General features: G+C 70.2%; 25 protein-coding genes and 2 pseudogenes. 14 read left to right on the top strand and 13 right to left on the bottom strand.

All coding sequences use genetic code 11. The features are described from left to right. The first annotated feature begins 246 nt into the window (after positions 1 to 246). The 7 genes and pseudogenes from KILIM_RS17440 to KILIM_RS25500 form a co-directional block, all read left to right on the top strand. Positions 247 to 960, top strand: coding sequence for a class I SAM-dependent methyltransferase (locus KILIM_RS17440; protein ID WP_255247685.1), 714 nt, complete (start codon positions 247 to 249; stop codon positions 958 to 960). Positions 961 to 1,233: 273 nt separating this feature from the next. Further along, on the top strand, positions 1,234 to 2,343 hold the full coding sequence (locus KILIM_RS25490; protein WP_006594054.1) for a GNAT family N-acetyltransferase: 1,110 nt from the start codon (positions 1,234 to 1,236) through the stop codon (positions 2,341 to 2,343). 269 nt (positions 2,344 to 2,612) lie between these two features. After that, positions 2,613 to 3,110: a hypothetical protein gene (locus KILIM_RS24685; RefSeq protein ID WP_217997131.1), complete on the top strand. Its 498-nt coding sequence runs from the start codon at positions 2,613 to 2,615 to the stop codon at positions 3,108 to 3,110. Next, positions 3,107 to 3,283: pseudogene (locus KILIM_RS25495) on the top strand (response regulator transcription factor); the annotation flags it as partial. The gene KILIM_RS24685 and the pseudogene KILIM_RS25495, both read left to right, overlap by 4 nt. Positions 3,284 to 3,549: 266 nt before the next feature. Beyond that, on the top strand, positions 3,550 to 4,617 hold the full coding sequence (locus KILIM_RS25160; protein ID WP_006594056.1) for a hypothetical protein: 1,068 nt from the start codon (positions 3,550 to 3,552) through the stop codon (positions 4,615 to 4,617). Between the two features lie 4 nt (positions 4,618 to 4,621). Continuing rightward, positions 4,622 to 5,248, top strand: coding sequence for a hypothetical protein (locus tag KILIM_RS17460; RefSeq protein ID WP_006594057.1), 627 nt, complete (start codon positions 4,622 to 4,624; stop codon positions 5,246 to 5,248). Positions 5,249 to 5,420: 172 nt separating this feature from the next. After that, positions 5,421 to 5,594 (top strand): annotated as a pseudogene (locus KILIM_RS25500) (DUF952 domain-containing protein); the annotation flags it as partial. A 21-nt stretch (positions 5,595 to 5,615) separates the two neighbouring features. On the opposite strand, the gene KILIM_RS17465 reads toward KILIM_RS25500, so the two are convergent. Together KILIM_RS17465 and KILIM_RS17470 are read right to left on the bottom strand one after the other, a co-directional pair. Continuing rightward, positions 5,616 to 6,902, bottom strand: coding sequence for an ATP-binding protein (locus tag KILIM_RS17465; RefSeq protein ID WP_040563756.1), 1,287 nt, complete (start codon positions 6,900 to 6,902; stop codon positions 5,616 to 5,618). Between the two features lie 159 nt (positions 6,903 to 7,061). Then, entirely contained in the window at positions 7,062 to 8,273 is a 1,212-nt protein-coding gene (locus KILIM_RS17470) for an ATP-binding protein (RefSeq protein ID WP_006594059.1), read from the bottom strand. Between the two features lie 90 nt (positions 8,274 to 8,363). Here KILIM_RS17470 and KILIM_RS17475 point away from each other — a divergent pair, with 90 nt between their 5' ends. Continuing rightward, complete coding sequence (locus tag KILIM_RS17475) at positions 8,364 to 8,858, top strand: SRPBCC family protein (protein WP_006594060.1); 495 nt, start codon at positions 8,364 to 8,366, stop codon at positions 8,856 to 8,858. 140 nt (positions 8,859 to 8,998) lie between these two features. Here the strand turns inward: KILIM_RS17475 and KILIM_RS17480 are convergent, their stop codons facing one another. The 3 genes from KILIM_RS17480 to KILIM_RS17490 form a co-directional block, all read right to left on the bottom strand. Beyond that, the gene (locus tag KILIM_RS17480; protein ID WP_006594061.1) at positions 8,999 to 9,349 is read right to left on the bottom strand and encodes a rhodanese-like domain-containing protein; all 351 of its coding nucleotides are present in this window, start codon (positions 9,347 to 9,349) and stop codon (positions 8,999 to 9,001) included. A gap of 82 nt (positions 9,350 to 9,431) precedes the next feature. Next, a complete protein-coding gene (locus KILIM_RS17485; protein ID WP_006594062.1) occupies positions 9,432 to 10,292 on the bottom strand; it encodes an Fpg/Nei family DNA glycosylase in 861 nt (286 codons plus the stop codon). A 3-nt stretch (positions 10,293 to 10,295) separates the two neighbouring features. Further along, positions 10,296 to 11,396 carry an App1 family protein phosphatidate phosphatase gene (locus tag KILIM_RS17490; protein WP_040563757.1) on the bottom strand — a complete coding sequence of 367 codons (1,101 nt, stop codon included), beginning with the start codon at positions 11,394 to 11,396 and terminating at the stop codon, positions 10,296 to 10,298. Between the two features lie 245 nt (positions 11,397 to 11,641). Between KILIM_RS17490 and KILIM_RS17495 the strand changes: the two genes are divergently transcribed. The 4 genes from KILIM_RS17495 to KILIM_RS17510 all read left to right on the top strand — a co-directional run bounded on the left by KILIM_RS17495 (position 11,642) and on the right by KILIM_RS17510 (position 15,368). After that, a complete protein-coding gene (locus KILIM_RS17495) occupies positions 11,642 to 12,307 on the top strand; it encodes a hypothetical protein (protein ID WP_006594064.1) in 666 nt (221 codons plus the stop codon). A 355-nt stretch (positions 12,308 to 12,662) separates the two neighbouring features. Then, entirely contained in the window at positions 12,663 to 13,538 is an 876-nt protein-coding gene (locus KILIM_RS17500; protein ID WP_006594065.1) for a hypothetical protein, read from the top strand. An 86-nt stretch (positions 13,539 to 13,624) separates the two neighbouring features. Continuing rightward, the gene (locus tag KILIM_RS17505; RefSeq protein ID WP_040563758.1) at positions 13,625 to 14,404 is read left to right on the top strand and encodes an inositol monophosphatase family protein; all 780 of its coding nucleotides are present in this window, start codon (positions 13,625 to 13,627) and stop codon (positions 14,402 to 14,404) included. An 88-nt stretch (positions 14,405 to 14,492) separates the two neighbouring features. Next, positions 14,493 to 15,368, top strand: a complete 876-nt coding sequence (locus tag KILIM_RS17510) for a D-hexose-6-phosphate mutarotase (RefSeq protein ID WP_006594067.1) — start codon at positions 14,493 to 14,495, stop codon at positions 15,366 to 15,368. Between the two features lie 14 nt (positions 15,369 to 15,382). On the opposite strand, the gene KILIM_RS17515 is transcribed toward KILIM_RS17510, so the two are convergent. Next, positions 15,383 to 16,459, bottom strand: coding sequence for a tartrate dehydrogenase (locus tag KILIM_RS17515; RefSeq protein ID WP_006594068.1), 1,077 nt, complete (start codon positions 16,457 to 16,459; stop codon positions 15,383 to 15,385). Between the two features lie 105 nt (positions 16,460 to 16,564). Further along, the gene (locus KILIM_RS17520; RefSeq protein WP_006594069.1) at positions 16,565 to 17,467 is read right to left on the bottom strand and encodes a LysR family transcriptional regulator; all 903 of its coding nucleotides are present in this window, start codon (positions 17,465 to 17,467) and stop codon (positions 16,565 to 16,567) included. A gap of 112 nt (positions 17,468 to 17,579) precedes the next feature. Between KILIM_RS17520 and KILIM_RS17525 the strand changes: the two genes are divergently transcribed. Then, complete coding sequence (locus tag KILIM_RS17525) at positions 17,580 to 19,178, top strand: SLC13 family permease (RefSeq protein WP_006594070.1); 1,599 nt, start codon at positions 17,580 to 17,582, stop codon at positions 19,176 to 19,178. A gap of 95 nt (positions 19,179 to 19,273) precedes the next feature. Here the strand turns inward: KILIM_RS17525 and KILIM_RS17530 are convergent, their stop codons facing one another. The 5 genes from KILIM_RS17530 to KILIM_RS17550 form a co-directional block, all read right to left on the bottom strand. After that, positions 19,274 to 20,314, bottom strand: a complete 1,041-nt coding sequence (locus KILIM_RS17530; protein ID WP_040563759.1) for a DMT family transporter — start codon at positions 20,312 to 20,314, stop codon at positions 19,274 to 19,276. A 154-nt stretch (positions 20,315 to 20,468) separates the two neighbouring features. Then, positions 20,469 to 21,128, bottom strand: coding sequence for a NifU family protein (locus KILIM_RS17535; protein ID WP_006594072.1), 660 nt, complete (start codon positions 21,126 to 21,128; stop codon positions 20,469 to 20,471). A gap of 7 nt (positions 21,129 to 21,135) precedes the next feature. Then, positions 21,136 to 23,079: a ferrous iron transporter B gene (gene feoB / locus KILIM_RS17540; RefSeq protein WP_006594073.1), complete on the bottom strand. Its 1,944-nt coding sequence runs from the start codon at positions 23,077 to 23,079 to the stop codon at positions 21,136 to 21,138. Continuing rightward, positions 23,076 to 23,366, bottom strand: a complete 291-nt coding sequence (locus KILIM_RS17545) for a FeoA family protein (RefSeq protein WP_006594074.1) — start codon at positions 23,364 to 23,366, stop codon at positions 23,076 to 23,078. Before KILIM_RS17545 ends, feoB begins: the two co-directional genes overlap by 4 nt. Before the next feature lie 150 nt (positions 23,367 to 23,516). After that, entirely contained in the window at positions 23,517 to 23,774 is a 258-nt protein-coding gene (locus KILIM_RS17550; RefSeq protein WP_006594075.1) for a hypothetical protein, read from the bottom strand. A 110-nt stretch (positions 23,775 to 23,884) separates the two neighbouring features. On the opposite strand from KILIM_RS17550, the gene KILIM_RS17555 reads away from it, so the two are divergent. Beyond that, positions 23,885 to 24,718 carry a hypothetical protein gene (locus tag KILIM_RS17555; protein WP_006594076.1) on the top strand — a complete coding sequence of 278 codons (834 nt, stop codon included), beginning with the start codon at positions 23,885 to 23,887 and terminating at the stop codon, positions 24,716 to 24,718. 69 nt (positions 24,719 to 24,787) lie between these two features. On the opposite strand, the gene KILIM_RS17560 is transcribed toward KILIM_RS17555, so the two are convergent. Beyond that, on the bottom strand, positions 24,788 to 25,693 hold the full coding sequence (locus KILIM_RS17560) for an SRPBCC family protein (protein ID WP_006594077.1): 906 nt from the start codon (positions 25,691 to 25,693) through the stop codon (positions 24,788 to 24,790). Between the last annotated feature and the right edge of the window lie 5 nt (positions 25,694 to 25,698).

Raw genomic sequence — 25,698 nt, forward strand, 5'->3', positions numbered from 1 at the left:
GTCGAGACCCGCCCCGGCCCCGGCACGCCGCGGGTCGTGCGCGCCGACCCGATCAGCGTCGCCCTGCGCCGCCCGCACCGCCTCCTGCAGACCGTCCGGCGCGCTGCCTAAGCGCGTTGCCAGGGAGGTCTCGCGACCTTATAGGTCTTTATACTTCGCCGATCTATAAAGACCTATAAGGTCCCGGAGGTGGAGTGGCGGCCGGTCGAGGCTGTGCCTCGGGCCACGATGGGCGAGGATGCGGGGGTGACCACTGCTGACCACGCCCCCCACGAGCACTCGCAGGGCGATCTGCGCCCCGGCCACGACTCGCACGCTGACCAGGGCCCGGATGGGCTGGACCGGTTCAGCGATTTGGCGGCGACCTGGGATGAGCGTCCGGGGACGCTGGAGCGGGCGACGTCGGTGGCTGCGGCCGTGCGAGCGGCGGTTCCCTTGTCGTCCAGCACCTGCGTGCTTGAGATCGGAGGCGGCACGGGCCTGCTGTCGCGAATGCTCGCCGACGAGATCGGCACGGCGGTCATCACGGATGTGGCGCCCGGGATGGTGTCGACCGCGACGCGCGTGCTCGACGACCCGCGCTACGCCGGGTGGCGAGCCGAGATGTTCGACGTGGAGCGGGACGCGTTGCCGACACAGCGCTACGACCTCGTGCTCAGCATGTTGGCGCTGCATCACATGGGTGACATCGCGACCGTGCTGGGCCGCATCTTCGAGCTCGTGGCGCCGGGCGGTCACGCGGCGCTGGCCGACCTGGAGCACGACGCCGACGGCGGCTTCCACCGGCACGTCCACAACTTCCACGGCCACCACGGCTTCACCCGCGAGGCTCTGGTTTCCGGTCTGGAGCGGGCCGGCTTCGTCGACGTGACCGTGGACGTGGCCGGCCACGACACCAAGGAGGTCGACGGGGAGCCCCGGCGCTTCCCCATCCTGCTGGCCGTCGGCCGCCGACCCTGAATCGGCCGCCGAGTCACCCGTTCTAGGGGTTTCGCACTGTTTGCCCCAACGTTCGGCACGGGCGGCGGTTTTGTGTTTGTGGTGAACTAAGTACGTGCCTCCTCTGGAGCGCTCCAGGGGTTTCGCGTCGCCGCAGGTCAGAGCCTCCCGCCTCGGAGCCCCAAGGGAGCATGGTATTAGTTCACCACAACAACATTTCCTGGCGCAGGCGTCGGCCCAGGACGTCGAGCTCCGCCGACCGGTCAGCGTGCGGTGAGCAGTTAGCCTCGCGCCATGACTGGCGATGGCCCTGGGTTGCTGCACATCACGACCGCTGCCCCCTGGCGCATGGCGCTGGCCGTGGGTTCCGTGGTGACGCCGTCGCTGGCGGGGAGCGAAGGCTTCATCCACCTCTCTGCGCCGGAGCAAGTGCACCTCCCGGCCGATCGGCTCTATGCCGGGCGGGACGATCTGCTGTTGTTGGTCATCGACCCCGCACGTCTTGACGCGCAGGTCCGCTGGGAACCCGGCGTACCAAGTGATCCCGACTCGATGCTCTTCCCACACTTCTACGGGTCACTTCCGACGAGTGCGGTGACCAGCGTCGTGCCCTGGCGTCCGGGGCCGCAGGGCTTCGAGCCGCCGGGCAACCTGCCGGCCCCGACCGACGTCGCAGCGCGGGCGAGATCTTTCAGCGCCAGCCTGTCTCAACGCCGGGCGGCCGTCGTGCGGCATCTGGACGCAGGCTTCGCCGTACTGGACCCTCGCGTGCGGCACTCGCACGAGCACAACTGTCTCTGGCTGTCGGGGGCGTGCACAGCGCCGGAGATAGGGGAACTCGCCGAGGCCTGCCTCACTGGTTGTGAACACCGGCGAGTGGTGCTCGACCAGGCCCCGCCCGCGGACCTCGAGTGGGAGGTTGAGGAGGCGCGCCTTATGGTGCGGCGCCTGGATGCGCCGGCAGTGCGTGGCGCGGATGTCGACGTGGTGCCGGTGACGACCGAGGTCATCGCGCGGTTATGGGGGCCGCAATGGCGGGCAGGCCTGCCCGATGCGGACGACGAGGTGATCGATCAACTCATTGCTCGCGAGCCGCTCGCGGACGCCCACGTGAGGGTCGTTGACCTTGCGGTGCTTGATGACGGCGGCACGCCCATCTCCAGTGCCCAGCTGAGAATTGACGGCGCCACGGCCGCTCTTGAAGCGGTGATGACGGACCCGAGGCATCACGGTCAACGGTTGGCGGGCGCGGTGGTTGCCGAGGCGATCGACCGCGCGCGGCGTGCGGGGTGTGACCTTCTGGTGCTCGAGGCATCGGCCGACGACTGGCCCCGACACTGGTACGCCCGCCTCGGCTTCCAGGACGTCGGCACCCGTTGGGTCGCCACACACTTCGAGGCGTGACGAGATGCTCGCGACACTCGAACAAGGCCGCCTCGAGGCGGACCTGGACTCCCGCAGTGCCGAGGAGATCCGCGGTTACGACGAGCGCGGCCTGCCGACGTGACGGCCGTCCTGCCCACCCGCGGCTGACGCCGACCTGGGTCGCGGCTCATCTTCGACGCCAGCGCGACAGCCGGCGGGACGAATCGGGGCAGCCCCGACTCCGGGGCATGAATCCCCTTCTTGTGCAACAGATGTCATGTAGAAGAGGGGGAGTCGAAGAAGGTGGGGTGATGGTGCCTACGGGCTGCGCCCGCCGTCCGCCGCACGGCGGCTTTCCGCGGTTCGCGGGGGCCTACGTCGAGCACGCACGGCTGGGCCGGCTCGCGGCGCTGGTCCGCGCCGGCGCCTTTCCCCTCATCACGCTGACCGGCCGTTCGGGGGTCGGTAAGAGCCGACTCGCGGTCGAGGTGGCCGGCCGCGTTCACGAGCGGTTTCCCGGGGGTGCCGTGTTTGTCGATCTCGGGCAGAAGCCGGATCCCGGTGTCGCGCTAGAGTCCGTGCGCCGCGCGCTGCGGATGGACGACACCTGCGGCACGTGGTCTGGACTGGTTCGACGTTTGCGGGCCCGACGAACGCTCGTCGTGGCAGACCGCCTCGACCAGCGCGCCGACGTCGCCGCCGCGCTGGTCGAGGCGGCCGCCCTGGCGCCTGGGACGGTTGTGATGGCCACGTGTGTGCTGCCGCTGCCCGAGCCGGTTGTTCCCCGCTTCGAGAGTGCGGGGTGACAGGGAGGATTCGCTGGGCCGATCCAGCCGCGCCGGCGCGCGTCGGCCTGACTCAGCGCGAGACCGAGGTGCTGCAGCGCTTGACCGCGGGCGACTCCAACAAGGAGATCGCTCGCGCGCTCGGCACCCGCCCCAAGACCGTCATGCATCACACGATGCGGATCTACTCCAAGCTCGGGGTACCGGGCGCGCCGAGGCGGCAGCGTGGGCCACCCGCCAGGAACGGGGGCAACCGCCCTACGACTAAGGACAGGGTGCGCCCTCCGGCATCCATGCAACCGCGGCATCTGCCCGATAGTGACGACCGTCACCTCGTTCCTAGAATCGGTGGTGCTCGTCTGGCGCCGAAGCCCTCCCCTCGGCACCAGTCCACGGCGAGCCCAGCATCGAGCGCCGTGCATCGTGCATCGTGCGGCGCACTCAGGGGAGGAACCCAGCCATGGGCAACAACTGGAACAAGGAATACACCGACCTCATCCGATCGAGCCTCAGCTCGTCGTGGGGCAACTGGTCGCTCAGCTCCGATGTCGCCCCCGGCGCGGTCGGCATCGCGGACCCCCAGAACGGCAACTTCCATCAGGTCTCGCAGTCGCTGCCGGGCCTGACGCCCGAGGCGCTTCGAGCCGGCGACGCCAGCTTCGACTGGAACTTCATGAGCAGCGGTGTGTCGCGTACCGAGACCAAGATCGAGGGCGGCGGCTCGGGCACGGACCCTCAGACCGGCACCAAGCTCGGAGCCGACCTGAAGATGGAGTGGAAGTTCGGCCACGAACGGGAGCTGTCCTCCCAGTGCGCCGTAGAGAAGTGGGTGCGCATCAAGGAGACATCCACGGTCACCTCCCAGCTCGACTGGCTCGTGGGCGAGGCCCGGCAGGCCGGCATGGCGGGACAGCACGGCATCGCCCAGGGCTTCGGCGTGATCACCCGCGTGCTCTACGCCCGCTCCGGAGTCAACGTGGCCTCGGTCAGCGCAGACAACACGTTCTCGATCGAGGGGTCCGCGTCTGCCGTGCACAGCCTGGTCGGCGAGGGGCGCGGCGCCGCATCATTCAGCCGGACCAGCTCGACCAAGAGCGTCGACAAACACATGTGGCCCTCCGAGGCCGGGATCGAGAGCACCGGTCTGGTGCCCATCGCCTACGACTTCGCCTCCTTCGACGGCCGCCTGCTGCTGCCGCAGTGGGTGACCACCGTCGGCGCGTACACCCTGCTGGTCGACAGCAAGGTCGGGTGCACCTACACCGTGAAGTCGAAACTGACGTACAGCGTCGATGGCCGCATGGTGACCCGGTACGGCAACGTGGCCCCGGGGCGGAGCGTGACCTACGGCGACATCCCGGTTGCTGCGCTCGACCTGAATCTGCGCTTGGAGTTCGTGTGCGTCGGGCGCAACGAGGTCAAGGAGTTCCACTGGTCGAACCCGCGCGGCCAGTGGATCAACGGCCACCGCACGGTCGTGGTGTCGGGGGTGTGGCCCGGCCGCATCAACGCGGTCGAGGCCGGCTGAGATCGTGCCGAACCACGCATTGGGTGCCACCTTCACCCATCTGCGCTACATCGGCTATCAGGTGCCCACGGCCTTCGCGCGCAACGGCACGGTCGTCAGTGGCTGGGACGCCGGCGCCGCCGCCGCGCCTCCCGCCGACATGCCGATCACCCCGCAGCGCAGCGCTGACGCCTGCGTGCGGCTGTTGCGGTTGGCCGCGGTGGCCGATCGGGCTCAGGTGCTGGCGGCCGAACTCGACCAGGGGCTGAACCCTGCGGTCCGGGTGCTCACGGTCCTCGTCGCGCCCGAGTTCTACTTCCGGCCTCCGGCGATCGACAACGACTACCGGCAACACACCTACCCAACTACGGCTGCGGCGCCCTTGTGGCAGGGGCTCGACCAGGTGTTCACGGCCCAGCGGTTCTCGTCCATGATCATCGCCTGTGGAACGGTCATGTGGAACACGGTGCAGGACGTGACGCGCCCCGATCCGCTGTACTTCAACGCCATGCCGCTGGTGCGGGGCGGTCCGGCTGGCCCGGGCCCGGACGACCGGTTGCATGTCGTGGAGAAGCGCGTCCCTTCCGGCATCGACGGTGTGCCCGTCGTCTTTGCCACGCAACGCTTCGCCGGCGTCAGCCGCCGACCCTGAACTATTGGGCCGGCGCGTCGTCCGGTTTGGGGATTTTCGCACCACCTGCCCCAGCGTTCGGCACGGGCGCGATTTGCGTTTGTGGTGAACCAAGTACAGCTCCCTCTGGAGCGCTCCAGCGGTTTCGCATCGCCGCAGTTCAGGGCCTCCCACGCCGGAGCACCAAGAGGTGATGGTATTGGTTCGCCAAAACAACACCTCCTGGCGCGCGCGTCGGCCCAGGACGTCAAGCTACGCCGATCGGTCACCGGAGCAGGTGCACCTGCCGGCCAATCGGCTTTGTGCCGGGCGGGACGATCTGCTGTTGTTGGTCCGCGAACCCGCGCGCATTGACGCGCAGGTCCGCTGGGAACCGGGGGCGGTCCAGTCAGTGCGTGCTCGCGGGCGTGACGGAGGTCCAGAGTCGGTCGATGGGCATGACGTGGAGTCGGTCGTCGTAGGTGTAGGAGCGGGTTCCAGTGGTGAGGATGATGCCAGCGGTGAAGCGGTAGCCGAGGGCGTCGCGTAGCTGGGTCAGCCCGCGGAAGTCTGAGCCTGGTGCTCGCTCGCTCGCTTTGACCTCGAACGCAAGCACGGTGCCGTCGTCGTGCTCGAGGACGAGGTCAACTTCAGCGCCATCGCTGGTGCGCCAGTGGCCCAGGGCGACGGGCTCGTCCAGCCAAGATGCCTGCTTTCGGATCTCTGCCACGACGAAGGTCTCCAGCAGGTGCCCGAAGTCAGTCAGGGCCGCTGGGTCGACGCTGGTGAGCTTGTCGGGCGTCAGTCGCAACAGCCGAGCGGCCAGTCCGGAGTCGACGACGTGCACCTTGGGTCTTGCACTGACACGGGACCGCAGATTCTTGCCCCAAGCCATCAGGCGGACCACGAGGAAGAGGTCCTCCAGGAGTCGTAGGTGGCTCTCGACGGTGGCCCGGTTCACCCCGAGCTTGGCCGCGGCCGCAGAGACGTTGAGCAGTTGTCCGGTCTGCGCGGCGGCCAGGCTCAGCAGGTCGGTCATCGCCTGCCGTTCCCTGATCCTGCTCAGCTCGAGAGCGTCTCGCTCGACCGAGGCCCGGAGGAAGTCGTCGAACCACCGAGCTCGGGCAGCGCCAGTGCGTCGTAGAGCCAGAGGCAGCCCGCCAGCGCAGACCCGCTCGACATAGTCCCTGCGCGTGGTCACCGACGCGCCAGCCCCGCTGATGACGTCATTAGGATCCACACGCAGCCTCTCGAGGAGATCCTCCCGAACGCCGGAGATCTCACCCTGCGACAGCGGCCAGATCGTCATGGCGTGGAGCCGACCAGTGCGCGCTTGGGCAGTCGCCGGCAAGGCGTCCTGTCGGGTCGAGCCGGTGATGACGGCCGTCCCTGGAAGGCTGCCCTCATGGTTCAACCGCGCCTTGAGTGCATCCAGGATGTCCGGCACCCGCTGGTACTCGTCGACGCACACTGGTGCCGGGCCTCCGGTCACGGATCTGAGGTTTCCGATCACCGCCTCACGCACCTCGACGTCGTCCAGGTCCAACACCGATCCGCCCATGTGGTCGGTGAAGTCGCGAAGCACGGTCGACTTGCCCACCGACCGTGCACCGTGCAGCGCAATCACCGGCTCTGTTTGGACCAGCTCCTCCACCAGCTGGGTCACTCTTCGTGGCACCTGTGAGTCCAGGATCATGGCGCCGAACCTAGCAGATCCGAGGCCACAAACTATACAAATGTGAGGCCCTGAACTAGGCATGCTTGATCACACGTGCTGCGCATACTTGATCTGATGCGCTCCCTGCCGCGGCGCTGCCTCAGAGCGCCCCCAGAACCCGCTCGGGCGCGGCGTCGGTCACGCGGAGTTCCGCAGGTACTTGCCGAAGTGGGGGACGGTGAAGGCGATGCGGCCGCGTTCACCGGAGAAGATGAGACCCTTCTTCAGCAGGCCGTCGCGGGCGGGGGAGAGGGACTGGGGCTTGCGGCCCAGGTGGGTGGCGACGGCGGCGGTCGGCACCGACTCCGTCTCGTCGAGTTCCTCACCGGCGGCGAACATCTCGGCGGCCACGTCGGCCATCGCGCGCAGGTATTCGCGCTCGCCGGGGGTGGCCCGCTCGAAGCGGGAGCCGAAGAAGCCGACGCCCAACTCCTCCTCGGCCTCCGGGCCCGCGACCGTCACGTCTTCCACGGTGATCGGCGAGCGCGGCGCGACGTCCCACGCGACCTTGCCGTACGCCTGGATGAAATACGGATAGCCGCCGGTCGCTGCGTACATCGCGTCCAGCGCCTCGCGGCCCCACTCGCTGTCCTCGTCGCGCGCCGGCGACTGCAGCGCCACCTCCGCCGCATCCCGGTCCAGCCGGTCGATCCGGGTGTACCGAAACAGGCGCTCCGAGTACGACTTCGACGCCGACAGTAGCGCCGGCAGATGCGGCAGACCCGCCCCCACGACGATCACGGGCAGGCCGTTCTGGCTGATCTCGTGGCACGCCGCGCACAGCGCCGAGATGTCCGCCGGGCCCAGGTCCTGCATCTCGTCGATGAACACCGCGACGCCCTTGCCGACATCGGCGGCCAGCCCGCCGACGTCCGTGAGCAGCTCGACCAGGTCGATCTCGATGTCTCCGGAGTCGGCGCGGCCCGTCTGCGCCGGAGCGTCGATGCCCGGCTGCCACTTCTCCCGCAGCTTCGCGTTCGCCGGCGCGTCCCGCTGCGCGAACGCCTTGATGACCCCCAGCACCTGGTCGACCTCATCAGGCACCGGATGCCCCAACTCGCGCACCGCCACGTGCAGCGCCGCGCTCATCGGCCGCCGCAACCCCTGCTCCGGGCGGGCCTCGAACTTGCCCGACCCCCATCCGGCCCGAACCGCCGCGCCCCGCAACGCATTGAGCAGCACCGTCTTGCCGACCCCGCGCAGGCCGGTCAGGACGATCGAACGCTCCGGGCGCCCGCGCGCGATCCGCTCGAGTACCACCTCGAAGGTGCGCAGCTGCTCGTCGCGGCCGGCGAGCTCCGGGGGGCGCTGGCCCGCGCCGGGGGCATAGGGGTTGCGAATCGGATCCACGCGAGCAACCTATTCGCAGCTCTAGCCGATCTCGCAGAGACACGCAGACGGCGTCATCGAAACGCCTTGCACCCGAGGATGCCGGGGGGCGTGACCCGGCCTAAGGTCGAGGTCATGGAGCACTCCATCGAGCAGGTCGACCGCGGAGAGCGCCGGGTCGCTTACTGCGCCCGCGTGCACGCCGATGCCCACGAGTTGTGGGCGATGCTGGCTAATCCGCACCGTCACCACGAGGTCGACGGCTCCGGCACCGTCAAGCCGACGGTCATCGGCCCCCGAGAACTGATCCTCGGCGACCGGTTCCGCGTCGACATGGCGATGTACGGCATCCCCTACTCGATCACGAGCACGGTGACCGACCTCGTGCCCGGGGCCGTCGTCGAATGGCGCCACCCCGGCGGCCACCGCTGGCGCTGGGAGTTCGAGCCCGTCGATGACGGGGCCACGCTCGTCACCGAGATCTTCGACTACACCGGCTCACCAGGGCCCGTTGCGGCCGCCCTCGAGCGGCTCAAAAGGCCGGCCCGCAACGCCGACAGCATTCGCGAGAGCCTCGCCAACCTGCAACGCCGCTTCGGAGGCTGATCGGCCGGAGCGGCGGTCGGCGTCGCCCGCCAACGCCGTCGCCCGGCCAACGCCGCAGCCCGCCCAACGCCGCAGCCCGCCCAACGCCGCAGCCCTCCCAACGCCGTCGCCCGGCCAACGAAGCCGCACGCCCGCGCGTGTCACTCCACCCAGGGGATACCCGGGCCGTCGTGCGCCAGCGGACGGTTGGAGCGGTGCCACGCGAGCATTCCGCCCGCGAGGTTGACCGCCCAATAGCCCTGGCCGACCAGGAAGGCCGTGGCGCGCGCCGACCGCTCGCCCTCACGGCAGGTCACGACGATCGGCCGCTCTTTGGGTAGCTCTTCTTCTCGCTCGGGCAGCTGCCCCAGCGGGATGTGCACGGCGTTCGGTGCCCGCCCCGCGGCGAACTCCTGAGCTTCGCGCACGTCCAGGAGCACCGCGTTATCGGGCAGGGACTCGGGTGTCACACAGGGCACGTCGCTCGGCGCCTGGTCCGGAATGGTGCTCATGCGCAAAGTTTGTCACCACGACGGCGTTCGCATCCGCAACTACGGCGTTGCGACCGAAAAAAGAACTCATCTGGCCAGACAGCTACTTGAGCAGCCGCGACATCCGCCGGTCCGCGAGCGGCTTGCCGCCCGTCTGACACGTCGCGCAGTACTGCAGTGAGGAGTCGGCGAACGAGACCTCCCGCACGACATCCCCGCACACGGGGCACGCCTGGCCCGTGCGGGCATGCACCGCCATCCCGGCCCGTTTCGCGTCCTTCAGTTCGGCCGCCGGCTTGCCCGAGGCCGCCGCCACCGCACGGTGCAGTGTGCGTTGCAGCGCCTCGTACAGCCGCGCCACCGCCTCCTCGTCCAGCGACCCGGCCAGCGCGAACGGCGACATCTTCGCCGCGTGCAGAATCTCGTCCGAGTAGGCGTTGCCCACCCCGGCGATGATGCTCTGGTTGCGCAGCAGGCCTTTGAGCTGCTTCTTGCGGTCCGACAGAATCCCCGCGAGCACGTCGACGGTGAACTCGGGCGACAGCGGATCGGGCCCCAGCGAGGCAATGCCCGGTACCTGAGAAGGATCAGAGACCAGGTAGGCCGCCAGCCCCTTCTTCGTGCCCGCCTCGGTCAGGTCGAAGCTGGAGTCGTCGCTGAAGCGCACCCGCACCGCGATCGGTGAGCGCCCCGGCCGCAGCCGCGCCTTGGGCGCGGTCTCCGACCACCGCAACCAGCCCGCCCGCGCCAGGTGAAAGATGAGATGCAGCCCGTCGCAGTCGATGTCGACGAACTTGCCGTGCCGCCCGACGCCGGCGACCATCAGCCCCACCAGCGCCTCCGGCGGCGGGTCGTACGTCTTCAACACCGCGATCGAGCCCAGCTCGACGCCCGTCACCGCCAACCCGTCGAGCCTGCCGTCGAGAAAGTCGACGAGCGCCTGCACCTCCGGTAGCTCGGGCATCGGCTACAGCACCTCCTGGCCCCGCAGCACCGCCCGCAGCTTGGGCAACAGGCCGTAACCGTCGGGGGCGCGCACGACCGGGATCGGCCGGTGCACCTTCGGGGTGAACCCCTCGTTGCTCACCGGGATGCCGTGGCTGAGCACCTGCTCGGTCGGCGTCAACTCGCGAATCCCGATGGCCCGCACGACATCCCCGCGGTCGGTGGCGAAATCGTTGTAGAGCTTGGGGTCGTGCTGTCCGTCGTCGCCGATCAACACCCAATGGATATGCGGAAACTCCCGCGCGAGCCGGTGCAGGCTGGTGCGCTTGTGGTCCTGCCCCGAGCGGAACCAGCCGGTGTTCGTCGGCCCCCAGTCCGTCAGCAGCAGCGGGCCCGCCGGATAGCCGTGCCGCTCCAAGAACCGGACCAACGTGCCGCACGTGTTCCAGGCGCCCGTCGAGAGGTAGAAGATGGGGGCCCCCTCGTGCTCCGCGAGGAGATCGCGGTACATCGGGGCCATGCCCGGCACCACGTGCCGCGCCTGCTCGTGCAGCACAAAGGTGTTCCACGCCGCGATCAGCGGCCGCGGCAGCGAGGTCGTGATGACCGTGTCGTCGATGTCGCTGACCAGCCCGAACCGCACGTTCGGGGAGACGATGAGCACCCGCGCGGTGCCGGGCCGCCCGTTGCGGGGAGTGATCGTCGCCTCATGCCAGCCCGGCTCGAGCCCGTGATCGGTGATGACCGCGTCGAGGTAGCCGCTGCGGTCGGTCTGCGCCTCGTGCGTGTGCCCGTTGACCGTGATCGTCACCGGATGGTTCATGGCCTGCGCCGTGACGAACGCCCGCCAGCCGCGCACCCGCTCTTCGGCCCGCTCCCGCAGCGTGCCGCCGCCGTCGACCCGTTCGGCCGGCGCCGCGGGATCCTGCGCGGGCGGGGTCAACGGTTCGTCGGTGTCCTGCCGCGACAGCAGCACCCGCCCGAGAATCCGCGCGAACGTCGCGCCGCCGTAGCCCGGATAACCGATGGCGCGGCACGTCCAGCCCCACTGGTCGCGCAGCACGCCCGTCAGCCGACGGTTCATCGCGTCTTCGAAGCGCGCGGCGGCGTGGAGGCGAGCCATGCAACGACGGTAGACCATGGCGCCCGCTGTCGGTCCCGCGACCACGAGAGCCCTGGTCAGGTGCGATGAGCGCCACGTCGCCAGGCTGGCTCCGCCCGCTCACATCGGCACCGCGATGGCCGATGGGCCAGGCAGGAGAGGGTGCGTCCCCCAAGGGTCGCGCCAAGGACCGGAGGGAACCGACTCATGGGCAGGATGCCCGCACGGATGCAGCTGAACGACGCCGCCTTGAGCGTGGGTGCGCGATGAACGGGGGACGACCGACCCGTCGGGTCGCCCGCGGCTACGCGCCCAAACCCCGCACCCGCAGCTACCGCAGCACGCCCAAGCGCCCGCACGATCAACCGCCGCGAGGTCTGCGGCCGCGCGCGACCGGCATCCGCCGCGATCACAGCGAACTCACCCGGCAGGCCGGCACCGGCTGCCGCCACACCCAGGGTCTGGAGGAGGTGTGGTCGGCGCGGCACGGCGACTCCGTCGAGCCTTGGGCCGGCACCCTCGCCCCCGCGATCGTGCTGACCGACGCCCTTGATGCCGCGGCCCGGCCGATGCGGCTGTCGGCCGCCCACCCGTCGGGTCGTCCCGGCGGCGCGCACCGACCGTCGCCGAGCGACACCCCGGTCACCAGGTTGGGCCGCTTCGTGTGGCGCCGTTGCCGCGCGGTGCTCGCGCTGCTGTGGTTCTGGAGCGCCACACTGTTGCGTGCCGAGCCGGACGCCGGAGGGCTGCGGCTCCCGCGAACCGGCGGTGCGACCCGGGTCGGCGCGCCGGTTCCGCTGCGCAGCACGCCAGGTGAGCAGGGTGGCGCCAAACGTCCGGATGTCGATCGGGGCCGCCAGATGCGGTTGGAGAACCGGGCCCCCTCCGGTGGTGGCGCACACCCCGCGCCGGAGCCGGAACCGCACGACTGAGGCTGTCGCCGCACCTTTCACGAAGGGCCGGGTGGGACTTTCCCACTCGGCCCTTTCGTCGTCTCCGGTGGGTTTCGCCGGCCCCCTGATAGCTCGCGTTTGACGCTGATAACCGTTGTCGGACATCGGTGTCCGGCTGTTGTCGACATCACCCGATGACAATGGACGAGCGTTCAGTACAGTTGTGCAAGACGGGCGACCGAGAACGTCATTTCCGCTGGGGAGCGAGATGGCGATCATAGTCGGTCGGACGTCCCGACTCTTGGGGGAGTCGGAACCGGCAGGGGGAGCGCCGGCGGACCGCAAACGGCTGGGGAGCCGTGGCCGCCGAGCACATTTGGGGAAATGGGGAAGTATGCAGGCGCTACATCTGGTGCTGCTGGCCATATCGGCCGTCGCCTTCGTCGCCGCAGCGACGTCGGGCACGCGGCTCGGGTCGGGCAGCGAGCACGGGCGCCTCATCACTGCGGTGGTCAGCGGGGCCGCGATCGTGGGGAACGCGGCCTCGCTGCTACCAGGGACAGCCACCTGGTACGGCCACTTCATGGTCGTGGCCACCGTCGGAGTCACCGCCTGGGTCATCGCCGAACTCGTCCGTCGCACCTGGCCAGGGCGGGCCGAGCGCTCCGAGCAGCCGGAGGTCGTTCGGGTCGTGCGCACGGTGCCGGTCCAGCGCGCCGCAACGATGGTCCGGCCCGCGACAACGCAGCGATCAACCCGGCCCGCGCAGCCCGGCGCCTTCGCGCAGCCCGAGTCGGTCACGCAGTCAGCGCCCTTCGAGCAGCCCGCCGCCCAGGCGCGGCCCAACCTCTACGTCATGCCCGACACCGACATCATCGACGCCGAGATCGTCGAGGAGGCCGCGTCACTCGCCGCTGCGCCCACCAGCGCGACGCCGACCAGCGCGACGCCGACCACCGCGTGGGCGCGGCCGACGACGCAGCCCGACACCACCGGCTCCGGTCCGCGCGACCCCGGTCCGCGGCTCGTCGTGGCGACGCAAGAGACCTTCGCGGAATACGGCCCAGCAGCCGCCCGCGGACTGAACGGTCCGCACTATGTCGCGGCCAACCTGCGCGACTACCAGCCGCAGACCGAGGCCGACCGGGCCAGCGCCCGCCGCCGCGCCACCCGGCGTCACCCGAGCGACGAGGACCTGCGCGCCAGGCTCACCCGCACCTACGGCCAGGCGGTCGAGCGCCGCGGCACCTTCGCCTCTTACCAGGCCTGAAAGGCAACCGGGTGCGTTTGGGCAGAGGCAGATCGTCGTCGGACCTCCGCACAGTGGGGCTGGCCGGTTGTGAGACGGTGGGGCACGTGGACACCGCCTCCGTGCTCGCGCTCATGCAGGACGTCGCCGCACAGGTCATCACCCCCCGCTTCCGCAGCCTGGCTTCTGAGGAGGTCATGGAGAAGAACCCCGGCGATCTGGTCACGATCGCCGACCGCGAGGCCGAAGCGCTCATCACCGCCGCGCTGCGCGAGGCAGATCCGGATGCGCTCATCGTCGGCGAAGAGGCCACGGCGTCCGAACCCTCCTTGCTCGACCAACTCGCCGACGCCCCACGCGCCTGGCTCATCGACCCGGTCGACGGCACCAAGAACTTCGTCCACGGCCGCCCCGACCACGCGGTGATGGTCGCCGAACTGCACGCCGGAGAGTGTGTGCGCGGCTGGATCTGGCAGCCCGAGCACAAGCTGGCGTTCGTCGCCGAGCGCGGAGCGGGGGTGTGGCGCAACGGCGAGCGGCTGACCCGTCCCGAGGCGCAGGTCGACCCCGAAACGCTGCGGGTCGTCACCTCGCGACCGTCCCAGGAGGGTCGGCACGGCACCCTGACGCTCGGTAGTACCGCCTGGTGTTGCGGGGTCGACTATCCGTGGCTGGCCGAGGGGCGCGTCGACGCCATCGCCTACTCCCGCGGGCTGCCCTGGGACCACGCGGCCGGCAGCTTGCTGACCGAGGAGATCGGCGGGGTGATCCGGCACGCCGACGGCACCCGCTACCGGCCCGGGCGCCCCGTGGCGCAGCAAACCGGGCAGCTCATCGCCGCCGCCAGCGCGCCCGTGTGGGAGTACGTGGCCGATCAACTGCGTTGACCGCGGCTGCCGCCCGGATCTGGGACACGCCCTCGGATGTGTCCCAGAGACGTTCGTGGCCAGGCGCTTTCGGCGTTACCGTCGAAATATGACGCAATTTGAAGGCACTCTGCCGGCCGGAGTCAGCCTGGCCGACCACGAGGGGCTGCCCGTCGTGCAGGTGCGCACCGACGCGGCGAGCGCCGACATCGCTCTGCAGGGCGCGCAGGTTCTTTCGTGGCGGCCGGCCGGCGCCGACGAGGTGTTGTGGCTCAGCCCGCACGCCGTGTTCGAGCCGGGCACCGCGGTCCGCGGCGGGGTGCCGCTGTGCGCGCCGTGGTTCGGACCGGGCCGCAAGAAGGACAAGCCGAGCGCCCACGGTTGGTTCCGCACCGCCTCCTGGACGCTGGCCGACGCCGCCGTCGAGGGCGACGACGTCGTGCTGCGGTTCACGCTCTCCGGGGCCGACGCCGACGTTCCGGAGGGGGAGGCCACCGATATCAGCGCCGAGTACCTCGTGCGCGTGGGCCGCGAGCTGGGCCTGAGCCTGACCGTCACCGCCGGCGCCGAGGGCCTCGACCTGGAGGAGGCGCTGCACACCTACCTCTCCGTCTCCGACGTCGCCGGTATCCGCATCGAGGGCCTGGGCGGCACCCGGTACGCGGACAAAGCCCCTGGTGGGCGGGCGGTCAACGCACAGCCGGGCGACCTGACGCTGACCCGCCAGACCGACCGGGTGTACGGACACGACGGTCAGGCGATCGTCGTCGACGAGGCCGCCGGTCGCCGCATCGTCGTCGACAAGGAGGGCTCCGGTAGCACCGTCATCTGGAACCCCTGGGAGGCCAAGGCCGCCGAAGCCCCCGACATCGGCGACGCCTGGCGCGGCTTCGTCTGCGTCGAGGCCGCCAACGCCCTCAACCAGCACGTGCAGCTGGACCCCGGGGCCGCCCACACGATCACCACGCGCCTCTCCCTCCAGTAACGAGGGATAACGGGTCAGTCGGCGAGGTTGGCGATGACGGCTGCCGTCACCTCGTCGGTGGTGGCGGTGCCGCCGACGTCGCGGGTCAGGACGCCGGAGCCGGTGGTGCGCTCGATGGCCAGCTGGAGGCGCTTGGCCTCGTCGGCCAGGCCGAGGTGGTCGAGCATGAGGGCCGCCGAAGCCAGCGCGCCGATCGGGTTGGACACGCCCTGACCTGCGATGTCCGGGGCCGAACCGTGCACTGGCTCGAACATCGAGGGAAAGCGGCGCTCGGGGTTGAGGTTGGCGCTGGAGGCCAGGCCCAGGCTGCCGGCCAGCGCGCTACCGAGGTCGGAGAGGATGTCGGCGTGCAGGTTGGAGGCCACGACGACCGACAGGTCTTCGGGGTGCAGCACGAACTTGGCGGCCATGGCGTCGACCAGCACCTTCTCGGTCGCCACGTCGGGGTAGTCCTTGGCGACGCGGGCGAAGATCTCGTCCCACATGACGAAGCCGTACTGCTGCGCGTTGCTCTTGGTCACACACGAGACCTTCTTGTTCGTGCGGGTGCGGGCCAGGTCGAACGCGAAACGGATGATCCGCTCGGAGCCGAATTCGCTGAACAGCGCTGACTGCACCGCGAATTCGCCGCCCGGGCCGCGGCCGGAGAAGTTGCGGCCGCCGATGCCGGCGTACTCGCCCTCGGAGTTCTCCCGCACGCAGATCCAGTCGAGTTCGACCTCGTCGGCCTTGCGCAGCGGCGACTGCACGCCGGGCAAGAACTGCACGGGCCGAATGTTGGCCCACTGGTCGAAGTTCTGGCAGATGTTGAGCCGCAGGCCCCACAGCGTGATGTGGTCGGGTACGTCCGGCCAGCCGACGGCGCCGAAGTAGATGGCGTCGTGCTTCTTGAGGTCCTCGAGGCCGTCCGGGTCCATCATGACGCCGTGCTCCTGGTAGTACTCCGTGCCCCAGGGGTACTCGACGAAGTCGAAGTCGAAGGCGCCCTGCGAGCCCTCGGCGAGCGCGTCGAGGACCGCGCGGCCGGAGGCGACGACCTCCTTGCCGACGCCGTCGGCGGGGATGGTCGCGATGCTGTAGGTGGTGCTCATGGTGCGCTCCTAGCGGTGTGGCGGTGGATCCTTGTTGCCACTAGTCAACCGAGGCCGCACCATTGGCGTCCAAGACCGAGCGACGATCCCGGTTATCGGGCCTGCCTATGTATCGGCTTTGACCTGCGAGATCGTCTGCAGGAAGTCGGTGGCCAGCGGGGTCAACCCGCTCGTGCGGCAGACGGCGGCGGTCCACATCCGGGGCGCGTCGGTCACCGGTCGCACCCGCAACCCGGAGCGGGCCGCCAGGTCGGTCCAGCTCGCGGGCAGCACCGCCTCCCCGGTGCCTGCGTGCACCAGCGGCAGGATCATCGTGCGGTGATCGACCTCGCAGGCGATGACGGTGTCCGGCTGATCGGCGAGTAGATCGTCGACCAGTTGGCGCATGACGCTGCCCGGGTGCGAGGTGATGAGGCGGCAACCGGCGAGGTCGGCAAGGGCGAGTTCGTGACGCTCCGGGTGCGGCCCGGGCGCCTGCGAGACGAGCACGAGCGGCTGTGCACCCAAGGGCACGACGACCAGATCCTTCTCCCGTCGGAGTCGCGCGGCGGCAATGAGGCCGACCTCCACGATGCCCTGTTTCACCATGGCAGTGACCTCTTCGGCCGTCCACCCGGCCACGACCGAGACGGTGGCGCCGGGGTGCCGGGCCGTGAAGGCGGCCACGAGCTCGGCACCGGGGGAGATGCCGGGGCTGGGCATCGTCGCGATGACGAGCCGCCCCCGATGGGCCTGGCGATTGCCCAGCACCGCGTCCTCCGCGGCCTGCATCGTGCGCAGCGCCCGCCGGCATGGCTCCAACAGGTCGCGGCCGGCCTCACTGAGCACGACCCGGCGGCCGACCCGGTGGAACAGCGGCAGGCCGAGTTGGGACTCCAGCTTGGCGATGGCCTGGGACAGCGACGGCTGCGCGATGTGCAGCTCGTCTGCGGCTTTGGTGAACGTGCCGTACTCCGCGACGGCGAGGAAGTAGCGCAGCTGCCGGGTCTCGAGCTGCGGGGCGTCCATAGCGAAAGCCTATCCGAGTGGGAGGAAGCGCGTCTTGGACCGCACAGGCCAGTGTGCAGGAGGGTCGTTGCAGAGACCCGGGTGCAGCGGCATCCACAACCAAGGAGGCAGCGTGGCCACCAACACCAGGCGCGAGGGCTGGACCGACGTCGAAGCGGTTCTGCTGGGCAACAAGGAGGCCCTCGGCAGCGAGCGACTCAGCGACGCCGAGGAGCGGGTCGAACGGATCCGCCAGACCAGCGGCTGGTTCCTCGCCCCGCTGTTCACGATCGTCTTTCTCTTCCTGCCGCTGGGCATCGACCCGACGCAGCACCAGCTCGCGGCGATCCTGATCGGCGTCATCGTCCTGTGGATCACCGAGCCGGTGCCGATCCCGGTGGCCGGTCTCATCGGGGTGTGCGCGGTCGTCTTCTTCGGCGTCGTGCCGGCGCGCGAGGCCGTGGCGCCGTTCGGTTCGACGACGATCTTCACGTTCATCGGCGCGTTCATCCTGGCGCAGGCGATGATGCTGCACGGTGTGGCCCGCCGGATCGCGTTCTGGATGCTCGGCCTGCCTGGTGTCGGCAAGTCGACGATGCGGGTGCTGCTCGCCTTCGGCACGGTGACCTGCGTGTTGTCGGCGTTCGTGTCGAACACGGCGACCGTGGCGATGCTGCTGCCGACCGCCATCGGCATTGTCGCCGTCATTGCGCGGCTGCTGCAGGAGCGCGGCCTGGTCGAGCCCGGCTTCGACCCCACCAAACTGAAGGTTGCCACGGCGTTCATGCTGATGCTCGCGTACTCCGCCTCCGTCGGTGGCCTGCTGACCCCGGTGGGCTCCCCGCCGAACCTCATCGGCCGCGGCCTCATCGAGGAGGCGACCGGTCGGCACATCAACTTCGGCCAGTGGTTCGCCATCGCCTTCCCGATCTGCACCGTGATGTTCTTCGCGCTGGCCCTCATCCTGACGCTCATCAACAAGCCCGAGGTGCGCAAGCTCGAGGGCGTCGAGGAGTTTCTCGCCGAGCAGAAGGCGGCGCTGGGCCCCATGTCGCGGGCCGAGCGCAACACGGTCATCGCCTTCGGCGTCACTGTCGTCGGCTGGTTGCTGCCCTCGATCCTGGGCATCTTCTTCGGCGACGAGCACCCGGTCGCCTCGGTCATCAGCGGCCGCCTCAACGAGGGCGTCGTCGCCGTGGCCGGCGCGGCGCTGCTGTTCATGCTGCCGGTCGACTGGAAGCAGCGTCGCTTCACGATGACCTGGGACGAGGCCGCCAAGATCGACTGGGGCACGATCATCCTGTTCGGTAGCGGCATCATCTTCGGCGCCCTGCTCGACAGCACCGGCCTCGCCGAGACCATCGGCACCGCCGCCGCCACGACCTTCGGCGTGACCAGCCCCGCGGCCCTGACGATCTTCGCGGTGCTGCTGGCCATCCTCATCTCCGAGACGACGAGCAACACGGCGGCCGCGGCCGTCACCGTGCCGATCATCATCCCGCTGGCGGTCGCCATGGGCGTCGATCCGCTGGTTCCGGCCCTGGCCGCGACGTTCGGCGCCTCGTTCGGGTTCATGCTGCCGGTCTCCACGCCGCAGAACGCGATCGTCTACGGCTCGGGCGTCGTGCCGATCACCCGAATGATCCGCTCCGGCATCAGCTTCGACATCATCGGCGCGATCCTCATCATCCTGTGCCTGCCGGTGGTGGCTCGGATGGTCGGCCTGGGCTGACCTGGCGGTCATCGCGATTCGGGCGGCACGTCGGTAACCCCGGCGGGCCGCCCGAATTGCGTAGCTCGACCTGGCGGTCAGAGCTGGGGCTCCCGTCAGCGGTGTCGATGCAGGTGCCGGTGATGCAGATCGGGCAGGTGCGGGTGCACGTGCTTGACCGGCGCGTGCGTGTGCTCGTGCTCGTGGGAGCCCAGGGCGGAGCCGGGGGTGGCGGCCCCCTCGCCGTGCGGATGGTCGTGGTGGTCGTCGCCGTGGTGGTGGCGATGCCGGTGGGTCAGCGGTTCGTGGGTGTGGGCGTGTTCGTGGCCGCTGCGGACGACGAAGGCGATGCCGGCGACGGCGATGGCCAGCGCGACGAGCTCCCGGGTCGTGGCAGGTTCGCGCAGCACGGTCCAGGCGAGGAGCGCCCCGACGAACGGTGCGGTCGCGAAGACGAGCTGGCCGCGGGCGGCGCCCAGGTCGCGGGCGCCCGCGATCCACAGGGTGATCGAGGCGCCGTAGCCGAAGGCCCCGACCACCATGGCGAACATGAGGGCCAGCACAGAGGGGCCGCCCTCGACGAGCAGCCCGATGGCCAGGTTGCCGCCGCCCGCGACCACGCCCTTGACCAGCGTGATCTGCGCCGGAGTGAACGCGTCGAGTTCGGCCGTCACGCAGTTGTCCACCGCCCAGCACAGGCAGGCCCCGGCCAGCAGCAGCGCGCCCCACCGCAATTCCGGGTCGCCGGACCAGCCGAGCACCACGCTGGCGACGACGACCAGCGCGGTTCCCGCGGCGATCCGCGGGCCGATGTACTCCCTAAAGAGCCACCCGGCGAGCAGCGTCGTGAACACCAACTCGAGGTTCAGCAGCAAGGACGCGGTCGCGGCCGGCGTACGACCCAGCCCCATCGCCAGCAGCAGCGGCCCGACGGCCCCGCCGAGCACCACGGCCACGGCCAGGGGGCGCGCGCCGCGGCGCCAAGCCCCCGCGCTCAGGGGCGTGCGTGCGAACGGCGCGCAGGCGATCGCCGCCCCGACGTACAGCGCCCCGGCCAGCGTGAACGGCCCCAGCTCGCCGGCCAGCCGCGACGCCAGCGGCGCCGAGACCCCGAACAACACGGCCGCCACCGCGCACAGCACGAACCCGCGGCTCACGGGTGGCGCAGAACCCGTCGCAGGCACCAGCTCACCTCCTGGTTCGTCGCTTGCTCACCAGTGTGCCCGGGCCTGCGAGCGGGGTCAGGGTTACGACGCACCGCTCCGACACAGCGGAGCAGCAGGAGAAACCGGATGGTCGAACCCGGATGGGTCAGGCGCTGCGTCGGCGCAGGATGGACAGCAGGTCGAGGCGACCGGACGCCTGTCGAACCTCCAGGAGTCCGGGTACGGTCGCGCGTAGGTCGCGCTCGAGGCGCCCGTGGATGGTCAGGGCCGAGGCGGGGCAGCCGCTGCAGGCCCCGGTGAGCCGCACGAGCGCGACGGCGTCGCGTACCTCGACGAGGGCGACGCGGCCGCCGTGGGACCGCACGTACTCGCCGGCCGCGCCGGTCAACGCCGATCGCACCGCTGCGGCCAGTGACGCGTCGTCGACGAGGCCGCCGGCAGCCTCCGCCAGAGACCCGGCCACGGGCTCGGCCGTGGATCCAGTCGTAGATCCGGCCTCGGAAACCTCAATCCGGCCACCCTCAGTCCCGACCCAGCTGCCGGGCTCGCCCAACGCCTCCGACAGTGCAAGCCGAACCGTCTCCCCAACGCCGCGCCACGAGTGACCGGGCGCCAGTGTGGTCAACAGCGCGTCGTCGCAGCACACGACCGCGCACAGCGTCCCGTCGTCCAGCAGCTCGCCGAGCCGGCCGGGCGCGATGGCGACGGGCCCGATCAGCGGAACCGCGCCCTCCGGGACGACCCACCGCAGCGTCGACGGATCCCCGGCGACCGCCTCCGGATGCAGTGTGAGCAGCGCACTCATAGCCGGCTCACATCAGCGCCGCGACGACGGTGTGCGCCAGGAACGCCATGACCCAGGCGACGGCGAACAGGCTGACGAAGGCGATGGCGGGCCATTGCCAGGTGCCGGTCTCGCGGCGCATCACCGCGATCGTCGACATGCACTGCAGGGCGTAGACGAAGAACATGAGCAGCGCCGCGATCGTCGGCGGGGTGAACAGCGGCTCGCCGGCACGCGGGCCCTCGCTGACGGTCATGGCGGCCAGGGCGGTCGCCGGCTCCTCGGGGTTTTCGGCGGCCGCAACCTGCCCGATCGTGGCGACGAACACCTCGCGCGCCGACAGCGAGGCGAGGATGCCGATGTTGATGCGCCAGTCGAAGCCGAGCGGCTCGAACACCGGCTGCACCGCCTTGCCGAGGTCGGCGGCGTAGCTGTGGTCGATGACGTACTGGCTGACCGCCACGTCGTCACCGGCGTCGACGCCCGCCCGCGCCAGCGCGTCGGGGCTCTGCACGGGCAGGTTCAGCAGCGCCCACATGATGATCGTCGTCGCCAGGATGATCGTCGTGACCTTGCGGACGAACGCCATCGCCGAGTCCCACATCTGCACGACGACGCTGCGCAGCCGCGGCACCCGATAGGGCGGCAACTCCATGTAGAAAGGCAGCCCGCGGATGCTGCGACCGACGAACCGCGACGTGATCCACGCCGACGTCATCGCCGAGAAGGCCCCGAGCAGATACAGCCCGAACATCGCGACGCCCTGCAGACCGAATGGCCCCACGCGGGAGTCGCCCGGCACTAGCAGGCCGATGAGCAGCACGAACACCGGCAGCCGGGCTGAGCACGTCATGAGCGGCGCGCCCATCATCGTGGCGATCCGGTCGCGGGCCGAGGGCAGCGTGCGGGTCGCCATGATGCCGGGGATGGCGCACGCCAGCGACGACAGCAGCGCGACGAACGCCCGCCCCTCCAGGCCGGCGCGGGCCATGACCCGGTCCATCAGCAGCGCCGCCCGCGACAGGTATCCCACGCCCTCGAGCACCGCGATGAGCAGGAACAACAAGAGAATCTGCGGCAGGAAGACGAGCACGGCGCCGACGCCGCCGATGAGCCCCTGCCCGAGGAAGGAGGCGAGCCAGCCGATCGTCACGTGCTCGGCGACCAGGGCGGCCAGCCACGCGAACACCGACTCGATCGCCGCCTGCATCGGCGCGGCGACCGTGAAGATCACCTGGAAGAAGCCGAACATCACCGCGAAGAATGTCAGCGTTCCCCACACCGGATGCAGCAGGACGGCGTCGATGCGACGGGTCCGGCGATCGACCTCCGGGACCCGATAGCCCGCGCTGGCCAGCACCGATTCGACCCAGCCGCTCTGCTCGGCGGGGTCCAGCGGAGGCAGCACGGCCGGCTGCGTCCACGAGGCCGGGTCGGACAGGAGGTCGCGCAGGGCGTCGACATCCGAGCGGCGGCCGCCGACGACCCCTATGACCGGGACCCCGAGGGCCCGGCGCACCGCCTCCAGGTCGATGGCGCCGTGCCGCTGGCTCATCTCGTCGCCGAAGGTCAACACGACACAGACGGGCAGGTCGCGGTGCAGCACTTGGGCGAGCAGGCGCAGTGAACGGCGCAGGGTGGTGACGTCTAGGACGACGAGCAGCGCGTCGGGCGTGGCCACGGAGTCGTCGGCGCGGTCGAGGACCGTGGCGACGATCGCCTCGTCCGGGCTGATCGCCGCCAAGCTGTAGGTGCCGGGGAGGTCCTCGATGACGACCTGCTGCCCGGCCACGGTCGCCGGACCCTCGTAGCGGGCCACGGTGACGCCCGGGTAGTTGCCGGTCTTGGCGCGCAGCCCCGTCAACGCGTTGAACAGCGTCGTCTTACCCGAGTTGGGGCTGCCGACCAACGCGAACCGGCGCGTTCCGGTGAGAGTCGTGCCGCCCTCGCCGCCGTGGCAGGAGGCGCTCATCGGGGTTGGTCGGTGAGGACCAACGCGGACAGGTCGCGCCGCAGCGCCACCTCGTAGTCACAGACGCGGAAGACCGTCGGGTCGCCGAGCGGAGTGCGGCGGATGAACTCGACCGATGCGCCGGGCGCGAAGCCCAGGTCGAGCAGTCGGCGCGCGCAGTCCTGGTCGCAGCTCTCACAGATGGCCGCGACGACCGCGGACTGGCCGCGCCGCAGGTCCGCCAACGAGCAGGTCTGGGGCGCGGTGGGGCGCGGTCGACCGGAACGACGGATGCTCAGCACGGACATGTCGGCACGCAACTTTCGTCGGTGGGGCTGCTGCCGAAGCGGCGCCGGGCTCCACTTTCACTTAGGCAAGGCAAGCCTAATCATCGGGCTCGGGGAAGGGTAGGCCCAAGGTCCTGAGGCCAGCCTGTGTCCCGGAGAGGGCGCGTCGCCTCAGCCGCGGCGTTGGCGCTCGTTGTAGCGGTGTCCGGACCACACTCCCCAGATCATGCTCACCGGCACCGCGACCCCCCAAGCGGCTCCAGCGGTCAGCAGCACGGCCGGCAGGGTGAACACGAGCATGACGAGGGCGCCGAAGACCGTCGTGTAGAACATGCCGAACGGCCCGAGAAAGAAGGTGAGCAGCACAGCCAACAGCAGTGACTTGCTCTTGGCGCCGTAGGCCTGCGTGGTTCCGCCGGTGACGGCCATGATGTGGATCCCTCCTGTGCTGGTGGTAGTCGTCCTCTAGGGGCAACGTCACCGGCACCCGGTTCGGTTCCTCCCACTGGGTGGGCTCCCAGCGCGGGTAAGTTGGCCCAGTGCTGCTCTCCGTCATCGCTCTGGTCCTCGGGGTGCTCGCGTACGGTCTGGCCGGTGCGCGGCTTTCCGACGGGGCGCAATCGGAGGGTGGGGCGCTGCGCTCGCCGGCGTGGTGGATCGGCACCGGCTGTCAGGGCGCGGGCTTCGTCTTCACTCTCGCCGCCCGCCAGTACTTGCCGCTGCTGATCGTGCAGGCCTGCGTCGTGGGCGGCCTCGCGGTGACGGCGATCATCCAGCATCTGGCCGGAACCCGCCGCATCGGTGCCCGCGACGGGGTCGCGATCCTCGCGGTGATCGGCGGCATCGTGGCGCTGGCCATGACCACCGTGCCCGGGCCGGCGGTGCCCATCGAGCCGATCCATCTCGTCGTCATCGCCGCGACCGTCGCGGTCTGCGCCGTCGCCCTCTTCGTGCGCCTGCCCCCGGGGGTCAGCGGACTGTTCGCCGGCACGGGGTTCGCGATCAGTGCGATCACCGCGCGGCTGCTCGTCGCCGACCCCCGGCTGTCGATGTGGCGGCCGTGGGAGTGGCCGATGCTGTCGTGGGCGGCGGCGTTCTTGTTGCTCGCGGGGCTCGTGCTGGGCCAGGTGCACCTGACCGTCGGGCTCAAGCGCGCGCACGCCGTCGCCGTGCTCGGCACCAACTACCTCATGTCGACCCTGGTGCCCGCCGTCATCGGCTGGACCCTGCTGCACGAAGAACCCCGCGAAGGCACCATCTGGCTGGTCGCCGTCGGTCTCGCGCTCGCCCTGGCCGGTGCCATGGCCCTCCTGCGCAGCGACGATGGTCCGCCGCCCGCCGCCCCACCCGCCGAAAGTCATACTTTGCGTTGACCTGCCGAGTCTGAACTCTGAAGCTGGCCGCAAGGTATGACTTTCGGCGAGGGTGGGGCGGATTGTCGCCTAGCCAGGGAGCTTGCGGGCCAGCTTCCAGCCGATGAGGAAGGCCACGACGCCGATGGCGATGGGCTTCGCGTTGGACTTCAGCAGCACCGGCAGCACGGCCGAGCCCAGGTCCAGGGCGTCGTCGTCGGCCGCGGGGGCGGGTCGGTACGCCGGGGTCGGCGTGGGGCGGGCCGCCGACGGCGCGCTTGCGGATGCCGAGTCGGCCTTCGTGCTCGCGCTGCCCGGACTCGCCGCTCCACCTGAGCCACCGGAGCCGGCCGCGCTGGGTGCGTACTTCTTCTCCCAGCTGTCGGCGCCGGCAGTGGCGCCGAACATCGCGGCGGTGCCCACCGGGCCGCGGGGCGCCGAAGCGCCCCCACCAGAACCAGACGAGGACGAGGCGAGCTTCGGCCCGTCCTTCTCCGCCGCAGTCTTGCCGGACGACGAACTGGAAGCGCCGGCGCCTCCGCCGCCACCGCCTGCCGAGAGCTTGCCCTCGATGCACTGCACGAACTGGCCGAGCAGCTTGTCGGAGACGTCCTGCATGACGCCGCGGCCGAACTGCGCCGGCTTGCCGGTGACGAGCAGGTCGGTGGTGACGTCGACTTGGGTCTTGTCGACGCCGTCGGGGGAGAGCGCGATGGTCGCGGTGGCGCCGGCGGTGCCGTTACCGCGCTTGTCCTTGCCCTCGGCCTTGATGACGGCGTGGTGGGAGTCGTCGTCGCGCTCGGTGAAGTGGCCGGTGCCGTGGTAGACCATCGCGATCGGGCCGAGCTTGACCTTGACCTGCCCGGTGAACGAGTCGCCGGAGACCTCGGTGACGGTCGCGCCGGGAAAGCACTCGCCGACCTCGCGCAGGTCCATGAACGTGTTCCAGGCGACGTCGACCGACGCAGGAACGGAGAAGGAGTGGGTCAGTTGCATGGGGG

Origin of the sequence: Kineosphaera limosa NBRC 100340, from assembly GCF_000298215.1 — a bacterium.
GTDB classification, from domain to species: Bacteria; Actinomycetota; Actinomycetes; order Actinomycetales; family Dermatophilaceae; genus Kineosphaera; species Kineosphaera limosa.